This is a genomic window from Acinetobacter sp. 22512 (genome assembly GCF_052044755.1).
Taxonomy (GTDB): Bacteria; Pseudomonadota; Gammaproteobacteria; order Pseudomonadales; family Moraxellaceae; genus Acinetobacter; species Acinetobacter pittii.
The window spans coordinates 496,417-511,813 of sequence record NZ_JBQENP010000001.1; the positions used below are offsets into that span (position 1 = coordinate 496,417).

The following is a 15,397-nucleotide window of genomic DNA, read 5'->3' on the forward strand; positions in this document are numbered from 1 at the left end:
GGAGTATTTCTCCTATGTTTTAATATAAAATTTTCCTATCATATCCCTACATTAATGTTAAAAAACAACCATAAGAAATGATTAAAAAAACTAGCTAGTCTTATTAGCTATTGAAGAATAAATTAAATCAAAACATAATAATCGCAATGATCAAAATTGAAATTTCAATCTTTTAGAGAATCTTAATGGATAATGCTAAAGCATTAAAATTTATAAGCTTTATGCTCGCTTTCTTGTGGTTTTATCAAGGACTGGTTCCTAAACTAATTTTTATTAACTCTGATGAAATATTTGTATGGCAAACCATCGGACTTTCTTTTGAGTATGCAAAACTTGCAGGGCGCGCGAGCGGTATAGCTGAAATTATTTTTGGTTTATTGTTTCTTTTTTATACTCATAAATATATTCACTATTTAAGTATTTTAGGTTTATTCGGTTTACTATTCTTAATTGGTTTTTTAAAACCTTCTACACTTATCTCGCCTTATAACCCTATCGTAATGAATATTTCGATGATAAGTTTATCAATTATCTATTTGCTTTTATTAAAAGAGCAAACAACTCATTTTCATAAAGCTGCTCAATAGCGTTAATTTTAAAAAAATTTAGAGATTTCAATGAGTTTATCTAGTCGTGAAGTTGGCTGCGTAGTCATCACTGGAAGCACAAAAGGTATAGGTTTAGCACTCGCCCACGCTTTTTTAGATCTGGGATGTTCAGTTGTCATCGCTGGACGAAACGCGGAGCATCTTAAGCATGCTCTCACTCACCTAGAAAATCATTTTAGTAAAGAAAAATTTATTGGTTCATGCTGTGATGTGACACAAATTGCAGATTTACAAGCCTTATGGGAGGGAGCAATTCAGCATTTTGGACAAGTAAATGTGTGGATTAATAACGCAGGCAGCTGCCACCCAACGAAAGAGTTTATTGACCTTCAGCCAGATGAATTAAATGCAGCCGTTTCAACTAATATTTTGGGCACTTAGGTACTTCCACCAATAAAAATGCTCAGTAAAAGCTTTTCTAAAAAACTCTTACTGAGCTTTATGACTAATCCACACCCTCATTCTCTGAAGTATCTTCTTTATTTAAAATCCGCCCTTCTTGTTTTGGTCGAATCAATGGCGCAGTTGGTCTTGGATGATGAGTATGTGTATATTGCATACCTGCTCCCGCATTGACGTCATCTGCAGCGATTTCAGTTTCAAAACGCTCATTATCGAGATCTCGAATTTCCTCGGTAATTCTTTCTACTTCGTCTTCATCTACACCCAGTTCTTGCAAAATCACACCGCCAAACTTAACTGCAGATTCAAACGTTTCACGAATCATAAAGTCCACTTTTTGTTTAACTAAATGCAGTGAATGCTCACGGTCATATGAACGGACTAATAATTTTGCCAAAGGAAATTCATGGGTCACGAGTTCTACAATTCTATTGGTCGTTTCCTTGCTATCTACACACACCACAATCGCTTGTGCTGTTGCGGCGCCAGACGCATGCAGAATATCTAGACGGCAACCATCGCCATAATAAATTTTAAAACCAAACTTTTCGGCGTTTCTAATCATGTCGGCATTATTATCAATAATGGTGACATCGACACCTCTTGCTAATAATAATTGACTAGTAACCTGTCCAAAGCGCCCAAAACCAATCATTAAAACACTACCGCTTAGCCCGTCAGCAATGTCGATGTTTTCTAATGAAACCTTCGTTTTTGCTTGAGTAAAACGTTTGAAAATAATACCGACTATTGGGGTCAACACCATTGAAAGCACAACAATGGCGGTTAAGTTAGATTTAACGATACTATCAATAACTTGTGCACTTAGCGCAGCCGAGAAAAGTACAAAGGCAAACTCTCCACCTTGAGCCATAAGTAAAGCGCGGTCTAACGCTTCAGTATGAGAGCTTTTCGTTACTCGGGCGACCATATAAATCATGAGCGCTTTGACAAGCATTAGGGCAATTACACCACTCACAATAAGTTGCCAGTTTTGAGCAACTACCGATAAGTCCAATGACATACCGACCCCAAGGAAAAACAGGCCCAGTAATATTCCTCGGAATGGTTCAATATCCGCTTCAATTTGATGTCTAAAGGTCGATTCAGATAAAAGTACACCCGCCAAAAAAGCACCCATCGCCATAGTCAAACCGCTGACTTGCATCAGTAACGCTGCACCCAACACCACCAATAAAGCCGCCGCAGTCATGACTTCTCGGGCTTTAGCAGCGGCCAATAGTCTAAACAATGGGTTAAGTAACCAATACCCTGCCGCAATAAGCCCTGCAATTGCGAGTAAACCAATTCCTATATTTTCTAATCGTACCGATGTGCTTTCGACCACATGATTCGGTGCCATAAAAGCAACAATAGCCAGCAATGGCACAATGAGTAAATCTTCAAATAGTAAGATGGCTACAATCTTTTGTCCTCGGGGTTGAGTCAAATCCCCCCGATCACCCAATAACTGCATCACAATCGCAGTCGAGGTTAAGACGAACCCTGCCGCACCAATAAAAGCAACTTGCCATGTAAAGCCAAATAACAGCCCAACGCCAGTCAAAGCCAGCGCGCAAATAATAATCTGTAGCGTACCAAGGCCAAAAATTTCGCGCCTAAGACTCCACAAATGTGAGGGTTGCATTTCCAAACCAATCACAAAGAGGTACATCACAATTCCCAACTCGGCAATATGCAAAATTGCGGTGGAATCTTGAAAAAAAGCAAAACCGAATGGGCCAATAATTAGACCCGCAATTAAATAACCAAGTACTGAACCTAAACCAATACGTTTAAAAATAGGAACTGCAATGACAGCAGCCGCCAATAAAACCACAGGGGCAACCAAGCTAATTGAATGTGCTTCTGAGCTCATACATTTCTCATTTTATTTATCTGCAATTTATTCTATGTGAAACGAGGTTTAAGGGCGATTATTAGTTTTGAGAAAAAGCATCCTAAAAATTAAATGATTTAAGTCATCCGAAAATAAAAATTGAGCCTATAAATAGAAATCAAATACTCATGGACAAACACCCATAAAAAAAGCCCTAACGGGCTTTTTTTATATTAGGCAATAAATTTCAGCATGAGCTGAATGACTGTCGCATTAATTAAGTCGACAAAGAATGCGCCACAAAGCGGAACAATCAAGAAAGCCTTATGCGATGGACCATACATATTAGTAATGGCTTGCATATTTGCCACGGCTGTTGGTGTTGCACCCATACCGAAACCACAATGACCTGCTGCTAATACTGCTGCATCGTAGTTTTTGCCCATGACGCGGAACGTCACAAATGCCGCATATAAAGCCATCGTAATGGTTTGCGCACCTAAAATAACTACAAGCGGACCAGCTAAGTCGGCAAGTTGCCAAAGCTTTAATGAAAGCAATGCCATTGCTAAATAAAGCGACAAAGACGCGTTACCAAATACATCAATCGCGCGGTCGAAAATATCAATTTTCAACACGCTTTCTAAAATATTTCTTAAGATTACACCGCCACCGAGTGCCCAAACGAAAGTTGGTAACTCAAACCACGTTCCCTTACTAAAGCCAGTCATAAATTCAGCAAACGCTAAACATGCTGCAAACATACCCAGTGTAGTAATTGCATTATCGGCAGTAATTAAACGGACTTGATGCGGGTTTTCAAACGGAGCAAGGTCATCTGAATTTTGTTCAAGATGTGTGTCGCGATTTTGGATTTCAGCATTGGTTTTTGGTTGAGCAAGACTGTAACGATTAATGAGTAATTTCGCTAACGGCCCACCAATCACACCACCAATAATCAAGCCAAAGGTCGCACTCGCCATACCTAATGCTAAAGCACCCTGAATACCATGCTGGGTTTCTAAAATTTCACCCCATGCGCCAGCTGTACCATGACCACCTGTTAAGGTAATTGAACCTGCAATCAAACCAATAAGTGGGTCAAGACCCAATAATGTCGCAAGGCTCATACCAACAGCATTTTGCACAACAATGAATGATGCAACACAAATTAAGAAGATGACTAAAGCAGTACCACCTTCTTTAAGCTTCATAAAATTGGCACTTAAACCAATTGAAGCAAAGAACACGAGCATAAAGCTGGTTTGTAATTCGCTACTAAAAACAATGCTATACCCCCACAAAGTGTGGACAAGTAAAGAAACTACAGCAGCAACCAAACCACCAGCTACAGGTTCAGGGATATTATAACGTTTTAAAAAATCAATTCGATTAACAAGAAAGCGGCCCAACAATAAGACGATAACCGCCGAAATTAGTGTATAAAAACCATTAAAAACAAATTCCATATATGCTACTTTCTGATTACATTCCTAATGGATTGTAAAATAATTATATTTTATTTTTTATTATTTAAAAAAAACACAAACAAACTTTACAAAAACCATCTTTATTTAAAAATAACTATATAAATCAAAATATTGTTTTAAGTATTTAGTAAAAAATCATGATGTACCCTCTCCTAAATTTCTATCTTGCTTTGAGAATTAATTTTTTTAAAAGTTTTAATGCTCGAGTGATGAAATCAAGACATCTGGTTGCCTCAATCTTATTACTCTTTTTTTAAGCAACAGTATATTGCGCTAAGCTAAGCTCTAACTTGATACATTTAAAGAAAAATCCTGTCTTTTGGGTCACTGAACTTCTGCATCATTCACTTTAATATCCTTCAAAGACCAGCTCTTTACTGTTCTGGGCAACATCTTTATAGGTTTTATATTCAATGAGTTTATTGCTTAAAGTTCGTCAGAACGTTCCACAGCTACAATCTATTAAAAAATCTCTTCAGACACGTGCTGGTCAAAAAATACCTCACATGCTGATCAATGCATCAGATCTCTTTTTCAGAGGCCCTCAAATTGCCTTATCAGGAAAAACCCCATTTGATGTGATTCATAAGCATGAAATCATTACCTTACGCCATTATAAAAATGAGACTAGCTTATCCACACATAAACACCGTGTACCTTTAGTTATTGTTCCTCCATTAGCAGTGAACATGCTCATTTACGATTTGTTCCCTACGCGTAGCTTTGTACGCTATTTTTTAGCGCAAGGTTTTGATGTCTATTTAATTGACTGGGGCATCCCGACTCGGCACCAAGCAAAATATAACTTCGGTACTTATATTAAAGTTTTCATGCCAGAGATGTTAAAGCAAGTTCGCCTACACAGCGGTCAGCAACAGCTTTCTTTACATGGTTGGAGTTTGGGCGGCGCGCTTTCGCTCTGCTATACCGCATTGTTTAAAGATAAAGATATTAAAAATCTAATTATTCTCGCTTCCCCTATCGACACACACAAAGCAGGTTATATGGGGAAACTATACGGTAGTCTTACCAAACCCGCAGAATGGGTTCGCAAACATACGCCATTTCGTATTCGCCATCATGTACCAAGTGAAGCATTTCATATTCATGGCTGGCAAAACACGCTTGGCTTTAAATTAACGGATCCGATTGGAAATTTGAAAACATATTGGGAACTTTTTAAAAATCTAGATAACCGAGAGTTTATTGTCGATCATGCAACCTCAAGTTCATTTATCGATAATATGCTGGCCTATCCGGGCGGTGTCATGCGCGATATTATTCTCCGTTTCTGGATTGATAATGAACTGTCTAAAGGTGTAGTTAAATTTGGTGAACTTACCGCCTATCTAAAAGATATTAAATGCTCTGTGTTAGCTATTGGTGGCAACACAGATATTATTGTCACAGCTGATGCTGTTAAACCACTCATGGATTTAATTAGTAGCCAAGACAAAACATTCAAGGTGGTACCAGGTGGTCATATGGGCGTAGTTTCTGGTAGTCAAGCACCCACTACGGTCTGGCCAGAAGTAAGTACTTGGTTAGCTACTCGTTCAGAATAATTAATTCAAAAGCAGTAAAGCCAGTGTAGTCAGTTCTATGCTGGCCAAAATTTAAATTTTATAAGTCTGATATTCTAGTTTTATTTATATTGCAGTAGTTTTTTCTCATAATTCAAAAGCAGCTCATTACTAGATGACACAAAAATATAAATATAATTTCCTCACTATTAATCACATTAAAAATCCTTCAACACATAAATTTTATTTATTAGAAATACAATTTAATAAAACAATATTTTATCAAATGTTAAAATTTTTTAAATAAATTAATTTTCTCTTATTAATATTTATAAATTTTAAGAAAAGTATCTCTTAAAATTGATGTTACTTTTTGTTATTTATGTAAAGCTCATCTAAACAATATATTTACTTAAGTTATTGTTAAATAAATTTTTTTGTAAATTTAATTTTGTAAAATTTGATCATTATTTATACAAATGTAGGCAATCTCTCACAATTATGTAAGCCAAAGCTTACAACTCAAATGATTGTTTTTCTTATAATTAATTTCAGTACATATAAGCACTCTTTACTATTAAATAGAAAGCTGAATATTAATAAAGAGATCTGGAGAAAATGATAAAGTCATCTTTATTAATATAAAAACTCTTAATAATAGAAAAAGAATCTCAAAAATTAATATGTACTATCTTTCCTCTGGAAACAGAGGAAAGATACTTTTTAATCATCAGATAGGGTATAGAAAATGTTTATTGCAAAAAATATATTTGTATATTTACTATCAATGTTAGCTTTATGCTTACTGATTATTTTCTTTAATTACATAGGAATGAACGAGACGATTAATCTCCTTCTCTCTTCTGCACTGTTTGGAATATTTATTACTTGGTATTTTAAAGGTAGTAGACTCTGTCTCGCCCTATTTAGCTTTTTTTATTGGGCTATGTTTGTCATTAGTCAAAGCTTAGAAGTGATATGGATGCTCGCAAGTTCAGTTATTGTATATTTAGTCATGACTAAAATATTACCTAAACTCAAGACCATCCATATTGGCGTGATAGCCAAATAGCTAAAATGGTTTCACCCCACGATTCACCATACCCACTTTCTTAACTGTGTTAATTTTAGTTTGTTCGGCAATGACTAATTCATTGATGAAAGCTTTTAAGTTTTGCTCATCAAGACGAATAGGATTAAAAGTACTTTCTCCCATTTTTAGAAAGAAAGATTCGATATTTGTATTACGTTGTACATATTTCATTGACCATCGTTGAAACGAGTTTTGTTCAATGGAATATGTACACAACCATTTAACATTGTGGTGTCTTTCATCATTTGTAATTTTTTCAAATAATCGTTCAACCACCTCTCGCTCACCTTCCAAGCATTGAAAGAAAGCATTATCGGCATAATAGAGCACCCCACAGATCTGATTCAAATCATTGAAATCTCGTGCTTCTGTCAAAATATCACGTAAATCTTGCAACAAGTCTTCATTTTTTTCGTTCCGTTGACTGGCATAACACAGGCGAACGTTCATTAGCAATTCCGTGAAATATAAAATTTCTTTATTTAAAGATTTTTTAATCTACCATATCTCTATTACTAATAATTTATATTTCACACATATTCTAAAGTTTATATTAAAAATATGTTCGATTATTAACTATAAGAGCTTAATAACTAATGATTTATATTAACAAGAAAATAAAAAGCCCTACTATTGAGGGCTTCTAATGCTCTAAAAGAACAATAAATTGCTTTAAAAGCTAAAATAAAAAAAAGCACTAAAAAGTGCTTTTTTTACTTGCTGTTATATTATTGTGGAATAATATTTACAGCATTTGGGCCTTTTTGCCCTTGAGTAACGGTAAATGTTACGCGTTGACCTTCATGCAAAGTTTTGAAACCAGAACCTGCGATTTCTTTGAAGTGAGCGAACACATCTGGACCGTTGTCTTGTTGAATGAAACCAAAACCTTTAGTTTCGTTAAACCACTTTACTGTACCACTTACTGTATTAGACATGATATATCCTACTGATTTCTAATATTTTAGAATCATTAAATAATGACCCTATCATAACTTTGAAAAAAGAATAACAAATTGAGCTTAATATCTTAAAAAACGAAGGATTATGACTAAAACTACGATACTTAAAAGAAGATTTACTAACAAGTCTTTTTTCTAGTTAACTGAATAATACAGGAAATAAATTTGTATTCAAGGCTTTTATATAAATAATTTCAATAAATTATAGTAAATAAATACAAAACAACAAGTTAGGTAAAAATATCAGCAAATTCAATATATTCCCTGCTTAAATAATAACTTATTTTGGTAAATATTCTTGAAAACACAAATTAAAAAAGATTGTTTAGAAAATAGCTTGATTCAAAATAAAAAGAGTTATTTTTTAAATTGAAATAATTTAAATTAAAAACTTTAGATAATAAAAAACTCCTAAACAGGAGCCTTATTTTATTTGATGGCAGAGGATCAAGGACTCGAACCTTGACGAACGGTTTTGGAGACCGTCATGCTACCATTACACCAATCCTCTTCCAAGATCTAGATGACCTAACATCTACATCAAACTTTAAGTTATTAACTTAAAGTGGTGGGGGCGAAGAGACTCGAACTCTTACACCTTGCGGCGCTGGAACCTAAATCCAGTGCGTCTACCAATTTCGCCACGCCCCCATCTGGGACATTTATTTAAAATAAATGTGGCAGAGGATCAAGGACTCGAACCTTGACGAACGGTTTTGGAGACCGTCATGCTACCATTACACCAATCCTCTTCCAAGATCTAGATGACCTAACATCTACATCAAACTTTAAGTTATTAACTTAAAGTGGTGGGGGCGAAGAGACTCGAACTCTTACACCTTGCGGCGCTGGAACCTAAATCCAGTGCGTCTACCAATTTCGCCACGCCCCCGATGGCTGTGTATATTAGCGATAAGATCTGACAGTGACAAGTGTTTTTTTTCTAAAAAAAACTAACCGTGTAAATTGTATACAGATACTAGATCAATGATTTTTATCAATTTGAATCTCTTTTAAGCAATTTATTGCTTCATCAGCATTTGAAAACCGATTTTGCTGTTGTTTTTGTAATAAACCTGCAAGTAAGGGATAAAAAATCAAAAACTGCGTGGGTAATTGAATGTTTAATTTTTGACAGTGCAAGACTGCCCAATCACGATAACTACCAACTTCTAAGCGAGTTTGTGTTAACCATTCATATAGAACGATGCCAAAAGCATATAAATCGCTTTGTATTCCCTTATGCCCTCCTCTAAATAGCTCAGGAGCCATATAACGAGGTGTTGCATCCATGACTGTATCGCAACTTGAAATCGGTCTCGTTTTCTCAAAATCAATTAAATAAGGCTTTTGCTGAAACTTTCTAAAATGTTCTGCCTTAACGTCACCATGAATCCAGCCAAGTTCATGAAGCTCTGCAAGCTTATTTATTGCCAACCAAATCTTACGATATACATCAGTTAAATCATTTTCATGAATCAATGAACCAAACCACACGTCACTATCAGGTAAAATTAAAACCTTACCCAAAGAATGGCCTAGCTGAGGAATTAAACTGCCCTCAATCAATCTATGAGGTAAAAGCCATGCAGGTTTTTTAAGGTGAATTTCTTTATAAAATAATTGCTCATGCATGAAATCTTGCTCACTTTGAGCATGGGTTTCAGGCAAGTGATATTTTAACCAGTAATTCTTGGCATCTATGGTACATGTCCATAAACACCGCCCTAACGCTGCACTTGTTGGCTTTGTTACACATGTCAAGTTTTCTATATGCGAAGCAAAATCATGCTTCAGCATAGTAAAACTCAGGCTGTTGTTTCTTTTCTTCAAAGCGCAAAACTTCTAAACAATGCTGAATCGTCTTACCAATACGAGCATGGGTCTCAATTGAAGAAATTTTTGGCCAAGTTGCACGTTCCCCTTCTCTTTGCAAACGCTTAAACAAATGCGGACGCGGGTTTTGCAAAGTGTAGGTATAGTGACTTAGGCTATATTTAGCAATGATATTTACATCACCATAATAACGCTGTCCCATTACGCCATATCCATGATCTAACAATCTTCTAACTGGAGATATAGAACCAAGTCGTTGACGCGTAAAGTCCATAATGCCCATTGATAGTACTTTACCTTGGCGTCTTAAAATTCTTTCAGGCCAACTTAAAACGTCTTTACGGAAGCGATCCGCATCATTTTGCATAAATGGGACAATATGTGGGTTAACCTGACTCGCAATCGTGTAGTTTAAGTTATAAAGCCGCGCCATTCTTTCTTGCGGGAAATCGCTTCTTACACTTCCATCCACCCACTTTGTATTTGCCATATAAGGTGTATGTTCACCGTCATAACGTTTACTGGTTAAACGTACCGGTGGGAATAAAATTGGCACGGCACATGAAGCCAATACAGCACTCCAAACCAAAACATTCGGTGTCATAATGGCGTTCATAATTCTTGGGTTTTCTGTTGCATCATACGGCGCTACCGCCACATTAATGTTTAAACCAGATTTTTTGAAAGCCTCTTCAAACGTAAGATCACCTAAATTCTCAATGAGGAATTTTTTCAAATATTGAACATCGGCAATTCCACCATTGCCTTTAATGAGTTCACGGAATTTTCTAAAATGAAAAGCATCACTAAAAAATTGCTCACCATTTAATAAGTTTTGGATATCTTCACTAGCAGAGGTTCCAAGCATACCTGTCATAATTGCCCCTGCACTTGAGCCAGAGAGCACTTTAGGCATTAAGTCTTGTTCAATTAAAGCCTTACATACTCCCGTATGAAAAAGTCCTAAAGTCGCCCCACCCGAAAACATAAGTGCAGGTTGTCCATATGCCTTTTCACAGTTTTCAAAAAACTCTATTTTTTCTTTTCTTTGAAACGTAATGCATTCACTTGAAGCGATGTAAGCCAAGCTTTGGCTAACTTCTTCAATATAGTCTTCAATTAACTTTTTTGTACCGACATGTGTTGCGGCAAAAAGCATTGGATGACCAATATTTGCAATATCGTAGGTTAGACCTTCTTTAAGTAAATAGATGAGGTCTAATGTGCGATGTTGCTGGCGATATCTTTTGAGCAAAGTGTATCGATAAGAAATCAGTTCGGCATCGAAGTAAGGTGAACTATTATCAAACTTCCACTCTTGCACACCTGTTTCTTCATCTAGTTTTAATGCAAAAGACTTCCATTCCTCATAAGATTCAGCCATGTCTAATTGACGTTGTAATTTTTTGATACGGTAAGCCTGATGTGGATTCATATCACTTCGTATTTTTTCAAACATATTTCGTCCTCATCTTCCCAGATGATTTTACTGAATAGACATCACAACACTATGCTCGGTCTGAACATTTCAATCAATTGCAAAACCGATAAAGTGGATAGGTAATAAGTTTTTTGTCAGCCTGTTAATTTCGGTGTTAGTATCCTATCAAACACTGTTTAACATGATTGACTTACCATGGCTACCATTGATTTACCGGACAATTTAGTTCAAACATTATCACTTGTATTAAATCAGTTACAGCAAGTCTTGCCTGAGCCTCGACAAGAAACAGATTTTACTGCACCTGCTTTTAGATGGGAAAATCAGCAACTTAATGCCATCTATACGCCAAAAAATATTTATCTTGATGACTTAAAAGGCATTGAGCGTCAAAAAGAAAAAATTATTCAAAATACTTTGCAATTTTTAAATGACCTACCAGCGAATGATGTGCTGTTAACAGGCTCACGTGGTACAGGAAAATCATCTATTGTTCGTGCTTTATTAACTGAGTATGCCCCTCAAGGATTACGTTTAATTGAAATTGAACGTGATGATTTATCAGACTTACCCAAAATTCAAAAACTCATTCAAAATCGCCCTGAAAAATATATCGTCTATTGTGATGACTTGGCTTTTAATGCCGAAGATGAAAATTACCGTAGTCTAAAAAGTGTATTAGATGGTTCATTACAGTCAGGTTCAAGTAATTTTATTATTTATGCAACCAGTAACCGTCGCCACCTGTTACCAGAATTCATGCATGAAAATACACCTGTAACTAAGGTCGATGTTCCCCAATATACTGAACTACATCCACAAGAAGCGATTGAGGAAAAGATCTCTTTGTCGGATCGGTTTGGTCTATGGCTATCTTTTTATCCAATGGATCAAAACCTATATTTAGAAATCGTTGAGCATTATCTTGATAAAGCAAACATGCCTTTCAATGATGAAGTTCGTGCAGAAAGTCTACGTTGGTGTCAGATGCGGGGTCAGCGCTCTGGTCGAGCTGCTTATCAGTTTTCTAAGCATTGGATTGGTTTAAACGCCTTAAAAGATTTGTCTAACAATTAAATAAAATGTCCCGCAAAGCCTTAGCTTTGGCCTATAAACCGCTTAGCTTTGGCAGTTGTTTTTCATAACCTAAAACAAAGATAGCCCTTCTTTAGGTTTATATATGAAAAAGCAATTGCCAAAAATTTCTCCAACAAGTAAAACGCTTGGTAAAAGTTTATTACTTGCACAAGGCGTTTTAGACCAAGCAAAAAAATATTCAACTCTTCCTTTTACTCAAGCTCATATTATCCGTCCACGAGTTGACGAAAAATATTATAGCTGGACACATTACGGTATCTTTTTCCCGCTTTTACCAGAGCCGCATCGTTACTTAAATATTATGATTTTAATCGGTACGCCCGGTGCACTTGCTTTTGACCATGATGATATCATCACTGGAAATCCTAGAAAAACAGCTACTTTCTTTTCAAGTACAGCTGCTCTGGAACAAGCTTTACTGAAGGCCTATATCATTCCCGAAGATACAAAAATTAATAAAGATGGGACCTTAATAGAACTAGGTCAGGAAATTTCAATTCAAGGCAAATTTCCGCACATCCATATTAATGGAGATTATGATGGGTTTGATTTCGACTTTGATATCGATATCACTTCACATGTTTCATGGTTTATAAAAACACCAATCTATGGTCATTTTAGCTTATTGGCAAAGTTTAAAGGTTTTCTAAACTATCAAGCAGAACGCATTGAAACCCAAGGACTTTGTACTTACGAATATGCTCGAGCAGTTGGTCCTCACTCCATCACAAATAAACTTATTCCTGATGTATATAAACTACCACTTGATTTTTTCACTTATCAAATCATCAATTTAAATGAAACCACTCAGCTTCTTCTTACCAAAGCCGATATTGCAGGACAAACAGCTGCATATACCCTACATATTAGACATCTGGACCAGCCAGCTGAAATTTATACAGATGTAAGCTTTGATATTATTTCGCATCAAGTTGATGACTTTGTTTCACCTAGTGGGCAAAAAATGCGACTTCCAAAATATTTTTCTTGGATCGCTAGAAATGAGGCAAAGCAAATTATCTTAAACATTCAGGCAGAAATTGACTGCCCATTCCGCTATGGTCATGGGCGAGGTTATGCGAGTAGCTATATATTTACAGGTCATTATTTTGGTAATGAAGTTCAAGGCCGTGGTTACATCGAATATATTAATATCGAAAACCAACATGCTTTTGAAGATGAATAATTTTACTCAGGAATAGTGAGTTCAGTCATCGGCCAGCGCGGCGTGGTCGTTACCGCTAAACCATCATGCTGACCTGCTTTTAAACGTTGATATCCAGCAAAAGCAATCATTGCCCCATTATCAGTACATAAAGCAGGCTCTGCATAATAAACTTGCGCTTTAATTTTCGCCAAAGAGGTTTCTAATTGCTCGCGTAGTCTTAAATTTGCGCTAACTCCACCTGCAATCACTAAACGTTTAAGTCCAGTTTGCTTTAAAGCTTTTACTGATTTTTTTACCAAGGTATCTACAATTGCTTCTTGGAATGAAGCAGCAATATCAGCGTCACGATTTTCGCCATTCAATTTTTTCAATTGAACAGAAACAGCTGTTTTTAAACCACTAAAAGAAAAATCCAAGCCTTGATGAAGCATAGGTCTTGGAAACTCAAAAGCTAATGGATCTCCAGACAATGCAAGTTTTGCGATATTTGGCCCACCTGGATATGGCAAGCTCATCATTTTGGCAACTTTATCAAAAGCTTCGCCCGCAGCATCATCAATAGACTCACCCAATAGTTCATATTGACCAATAGCGTGGGCCGCCATCAATTGTGTATGCCCACCTGAAACTAACAATGCTACAAACGGAAATTCAGGTGGTTGACTTGAAAGTAATGGGGCCAACATATGACCTTCCATATGGTGAACACCAATTGCAGGCTTATTTAAAGAAAAAGCTAAAGTTCTGCCAAACAGTGCACCTGTCATTAATGCTCCCATTAAGCCAGGACCGCGCGTATAAGCAACCGCATTAATCTCTTGTTTTGTTACACCACTTTGTTCAAGCAATTGATTCATTAAAGGAATTAATTTACGAACATGGTCACGAGAAGCAAGTTCAGGTACTACGCCACCATATTCAGCATGAAGTTTAATCTGGCTATAAAGAACCTGTCCCCGTAAGCCGAGTTCGCTATCATAAAGTGCCAACCCTGTTTCATCACAAGAAGTTTCCAAGCCTAAAACAATCATCAAAACTGCCTTTTATATGAGTCAAAATATTGCAATCGCTATTATAGACTTGTGATATGAGTTGTAAATGAGTAAAATACTGACCTTCACTTGTGATCCGGCGCAATGGTGTGCCTGATCTTATCCATAATCTAGAGGATTTTACATGCCACAAGTTAAGTTGAAAGAAGGCGAACCAGTTGACGTAGCTATCCGTCGTTTCAAACGTTCATGCGAAAAAGCTGGTGTTTTAGCTGACGTTCGTAAACGCGAATTCTACGAAAAACCAACTCAAGAACGTAAGCGCAAAAAAGCTGCAGCAGTTAAACGCTACCAAAAGAAATTGGCTCGCGAATCTGTACGTACTACTCGCCTTTACTAATTAATTTGTGATTGACTGCTGAATTATGACTACTTTAAAAAACCAAATTACTGATGCATTAAAAACTTCTATGCGTGCCAAAGATATGGCAACAGTGACGGTTTTGCGTAGTCTACAAGCGGCAATTAAGCAAATCGAAGTCGATGAGCGCAAAGAGCTTGACGACGCTCAGGTTCTTGCGGTCATTGAAAAGCAAATTAAACAACGTAAAGAATCGATCAAAGCCTTTGAAGGTGCTGGTCGTAATGATTTAGCTAGTAAAGAACAAGCCGAAGCTGAGATTATCTCTCAGTTTCTACCAGAAGCTATGACTGAGGAAGAGCTTGATTCTATCATTGAGCAAACGATTGCTGCTCAAGAAGCAACTAGCATGAAAGATATGGGTAAGGTGATGAATTCTCTACGTCCGATCATAGCCGGGCGTGCCGATCCTGCTCAAGTTTCAGCAAAAATTAAAGCTAAATTAGCTTAATTCCCTCTCTTCTTATATACCCTTAAATTAAACTTTCTCGTAAGTTTAAATATATTTATGCCTGTGAAAATT

Annotated in this window: 14 protein-coding genes, 4 tRNA genes and 1 pseudogene; 8 read left to right on the forward strand and 11 right to left on the reverse strand. The window is 36.5% G+C overall.

All coding sequences use genetic code 11. The features are described from left to right. Positions 1-185: 185 nt before the first annotated feature. Both ACTJJG_RS02380 and ACTJJG_RS02385 read left to right on the forward strand, forming a co-directional pair. Positions 186-587 (forward strand): DoxX-like family protein, encoded by a 402-nt coding sequence (locus ACTJJG_RS02380; protein WP_017386491.1) that lies wholly within the window; start codon positions 186-188, stop codon positions 585-587. A gap of 30 nt (positions 588-617) precedes the next feature. Further along, a pseudogene (locus ACTJJG_RS02385) lies at positions 618-986 on the forward strand (SDR family NAD(P)-dependent oxidoreductase); the annotation flags it as partial. A gap of 67 nt (positions 987-1,053) precedes the next feature. Here the strand turns inward: ACTJJG_RS02385 and ACTJJG_RS02390 are convergent. Continuing rightward, the gene (locus ACTJJG_RS02390) at positions 1,054-2,889 is read right to left on the reverse strand and encodes a monovalent cation:proton antiporter-2 (CPA2) family protein (RefSeq protein WP_069119481.1); all 1,836 of its coding nucleotides are present in this window, start codon (positions 2,887-2,889) and stop codon (positions 1,054-1,056) included. Positions 2,890-3,083: 194 nt separating this feature from the next. After that, the gene (gene gltS, locus ACTJJG_RS02395) at positions 3,084-4,319 is read right to left on the reverse strand and encodes a sodium/glutamate symporter (protein ID WP_002115276.1); all 1,236 of its coding nucleotides are present in this window, start codon (positions 4,317-4,319) and stop codon (positions 3,084-3,086) included. 434 nt (positions 4,320-4,753) lie between these two features. On the opposite strand from gltS, the gene ACTJJG_RS02400 reads away from it, so the two are divergent. Next, on the forward strand, positions 4,754-5,905 hold the full coding sequence (locus ACTJJG_RS02400) for an alpha/beta fold hydrolase (protein WP_032005341.1): 1,152 nt from the start codon (positions 4,754-4,756) through the stop codon (positions 5,903-5,905). A gap of 706 nt (positions 5,906-6,611) precedes the next feature. Further along, positions 6,612-6,935: a hypothetical protein gene (locus ACTJJG_RS02405; protein ID WP_032005339.1), complete on the forward strand. Its 324-nt coding sequence runs from the start codon at positions 6,612-6,614 to the stop codon at positions 6,933-6,935. Here ACTJJG_RS02405 and ACTJJG_RS02410 read toward each other — a convergent pair whose 3' ends face one another. The 8 genes from ACTJJG_RS02410 to ACTJJG_RS02445 all read right to left on the reverse strand — a co-directional run bounded on the left by ACTJJG_RS02410 (position 6,936) and on the right by ACTJJG_RS02445 (position 11,213). Then, positions 6,936-7,406 carry an AnBLUF65 family BLUF photoreceptors gene (locus tag ACTJJG_RS02410; protein WP_005073517.1) on the reverse strand — a complete coding sequence of 157 codons (471 nt, stop codon included), beginning with the start codon at positions 7,404-7,406 and terminating at the stop codon, positions 6,936-6,938. A 278-nt stretch (positions 7,407-7,684) separates the two neighbouring features. Next, positions 7,685-7,894, reverse strand: a complete 210-nt coding sequence (locus ACTJJG_RS02415; protein WP_002115279.1) for a cold-shock protein — start codon at positions 7,892-7,894, stop codon at positions 7,685-7,687. Between the two features lie 461 nt (positions 7,895-8,355). Then, a tRNA-Trp gene (locus ACTJJG_RS02420) sits at positions 8,356-8,429 on the reverse strand. 55 nt (positions 8,430-8,484) lie between these two features. Continuing rightward, a tRNA-Leu gene (locus tag ACTJJG_RS02425) sits at positions 8,485-8,569 on the reverse strand. Positions 8,570-8,596: 27 nt separating this feature from the next. After that, positions 8,597-8,670 (reverse strand) — tRNA-Trp (locus tag ACTJJG_RS02430). Between the two features lie 55 nt (positions 8,671-8,725). Beyond that, positions 8,726-8,810, reverse strand: a tRNA-Leu gene (locus ACTJJG_RS02435). A 92-nt stretch (positions 8,811-8,902) separates the two neighbouring features. Next, the gene (locus ACTJJG_RS02440) at positions 8,903-9,718 is read right to left on the reverse strand and encodes a protein kinase domain-containing protein (RefSeq protein ID WP_032055531.1); all 816 of its coding nucleotides are present in this window, start codon (positions 9,716-9,718) and stop codon (positions 8,903-8,905) included. Beyond that, complete coding sequence (locus ACTJJG_RS02445; protein ID WP_032055530.1) at positions 9,705-11,213, reverse strand: DUF3336 domain-containing protein; 1,509 nt, start codon at positions 11,211-11,213, stop codon at positions 9,705-9,707. The genes ACTJJG_RS02440 and ACTJJG_RS02445 overlap by 14 nt, the downstream gene beginning before the upstream one ends. 177 nt (positions 11,214-11,390) lie before the next feature. Between ACTJJG_RS02445 and ACTJJG_RS02450 the strand changes: the two genes are divergently transcribed. After that, the gene (locus ACTJJG_RS02450; protein ID WP_032062847.1) at positions 11,391-12,272 is read left to right on the forward strand and encodes an ATP-binding protein; all 882 of its coding nucleotides are present in this window, start codon (positions 11,391-11,393) and stop codon (positions 12,270-12,272) included. Positions 12,273-12,375: 103 nt separating this feature from the next. After that, positions 12,376-13,479, forward strand: coding sequence for a DUF6670 family protein (locus tag ACTJJG_RS02455; protein ID WP_032062845.1), 1,104 nt, complete (start codon positions 12,376-12,378; stop codon positions 13,477-13,479). Positions 13,480-13,481: 2 nt separating this feature from the next. Here the strand turns inward: ACTJJG_RS02455 and tsaD are convergent, their stop codons facing one another. Then, on the reverse strand, positions 13,482-14,492 hold the full coding sequence (tsaD, locus tag ACTJJG_RS02460) for a tRNA (adenosine(37)-N6)-threonylcarbamoyltransferase complex transferase subunit TsaD (protein WP_032062843.1): 1,011 nt from the start codon (positions 14,490-14,492) through the stop codon (positions 13,482-13,484). Between the two features lie 145 nt (positions 14,493-14,637). On the opposite strand from tsaD, the gene rpsU reads away from it, so the two are divergent. Both rpsU and ACTJJG_RS02470 read left to right on the forward strand, forming a co-directional pair. Next, complete coding sequence (gene rpsU / locus ACTJJG_RS02465) at positions 14,638-14,853, forward strand: 30S ribosomal protein S21 (RefSeq protein WP_001136722.1); 216 nt, start codon at positions 14,638-14,640, stop codon at positions 14,851-14,853. Between the two features lie 25 nt (positions 14,854-14,878). After that, positions 14,879-15,325: a GatB/YqeY domain-containing protein gene (locus ACTJJG_RS02470; protein ID WP_002115302.1), complete on the forward strand. Its 447-nt coding sequence runs from the start codon at positions 14,879-14,881 to the stop codon at positions 15,323-15,325. The last annotated feature ends 72 nt before the right edge of the window (positions 15,326-15,397 follow it).

Excerpts from the sequence above, each read along its gene's own strand:
- ACTJJG_RS02380 (WP_017386491.1), top strand. The coding sequence starts at position 186 with ATGGATAATGCTAAAGCATTAAAATTTATAAGCTTTATGCTCGCTTTC.
- ACTJJG_RS02390 (WP_069119481.1), bottom strand. The coding sequence starts at position 2,889 with ATGAGCTCAGAAGCACATTCAATTAGCTTGGTTGCCCCTGTGGTTTTA.
- gltS (WP_002115276.1), bottom strand. The coding sequence starts at position 4,319 with ATGGAATTTGTTTTTAATGGTTTTTATACACTAATTTCGGCGGTTATC.
- ACTJJG_RS02400 (WP_032005341.1), top strand. The coding sequence starts at position 4,754 with ATGAGTTTATTGCTTAAAGTTCGTCAGAACGTTCCACAGCTACAATCT.
- ACTJJG_RS02405 (WP_032005339.1), top strand. The coding sequence starts at position 6,612 with ATGTTTATTGCAAAAAATATATTTGTATATTTACTATCAATGTTAGCT.
- ACTJJG_RS02410 (WP_005073517.1), bottom strand. The coding sequence starts at position 7,406 with ATGAACGTTCGCCTGTGTTATGCCAGTCAACGGAACGAAAAAAATGAA.
- ACTJJG_RS02415 (WP_002115279.1), bottom strand. The coding sequence starts at position 7,894 with ATGTCTAATACAGTAAGTGGTACAGTAAAGTGGTTTAACGAAACTAAA.
- ACTJJG_RS02440 (WP_032055531.1), bottom strand. The coding sequence starts at position 9,718 with ATGCTGAAGCATGATTTTGCTTCGCATATAGAAAACTTGACATGTGTA.
- ACTJJG_RS02445 (WP_032055530.1), bottom strand. The coding sequence starts at position 11,213 with ATGTTTGAAAAAATACGAAGTGATATGAATCCACATCAGGCTTACCGT.
- ACTJJG_RS02450 (WP_032062847.1), top strand. The coding sequence starts at position 11,391 with ATGGCTACCATTGATTTACCGGACAATTTAGTTCAAACATTATCACTT.
- ACTJJG_RS02455 (WP_032062845.1), top strand. The coding sequence starts at position 12,376 with ATGAAAAAGCAATTGCCAAAAATTTCTCCAACAAGTAAAACGCTTGGT.
- tsaD (WP_032062843.1), bottom strand. The coding sequence starts at position 14,492 with ATGATTGTTTTAGGCTTGGAAACTTCTTGTGATGAAACAGGGTTGGCA.
- rpsU (WP_001136722.1), top strand. The coding sequence starts at position 14,638 with ATGCCACAAGTTAAGTTGAAAGAAGGCGAACCAGTTGACGTAGCTATC.
- ACTJJG_RS02470 (WP_002115302.1), top strand. The coding sequence starts at position 14,879 with ATGACTACTTTAAAAAACCAAATTACTGATGCATTAAAAACTTCTATG.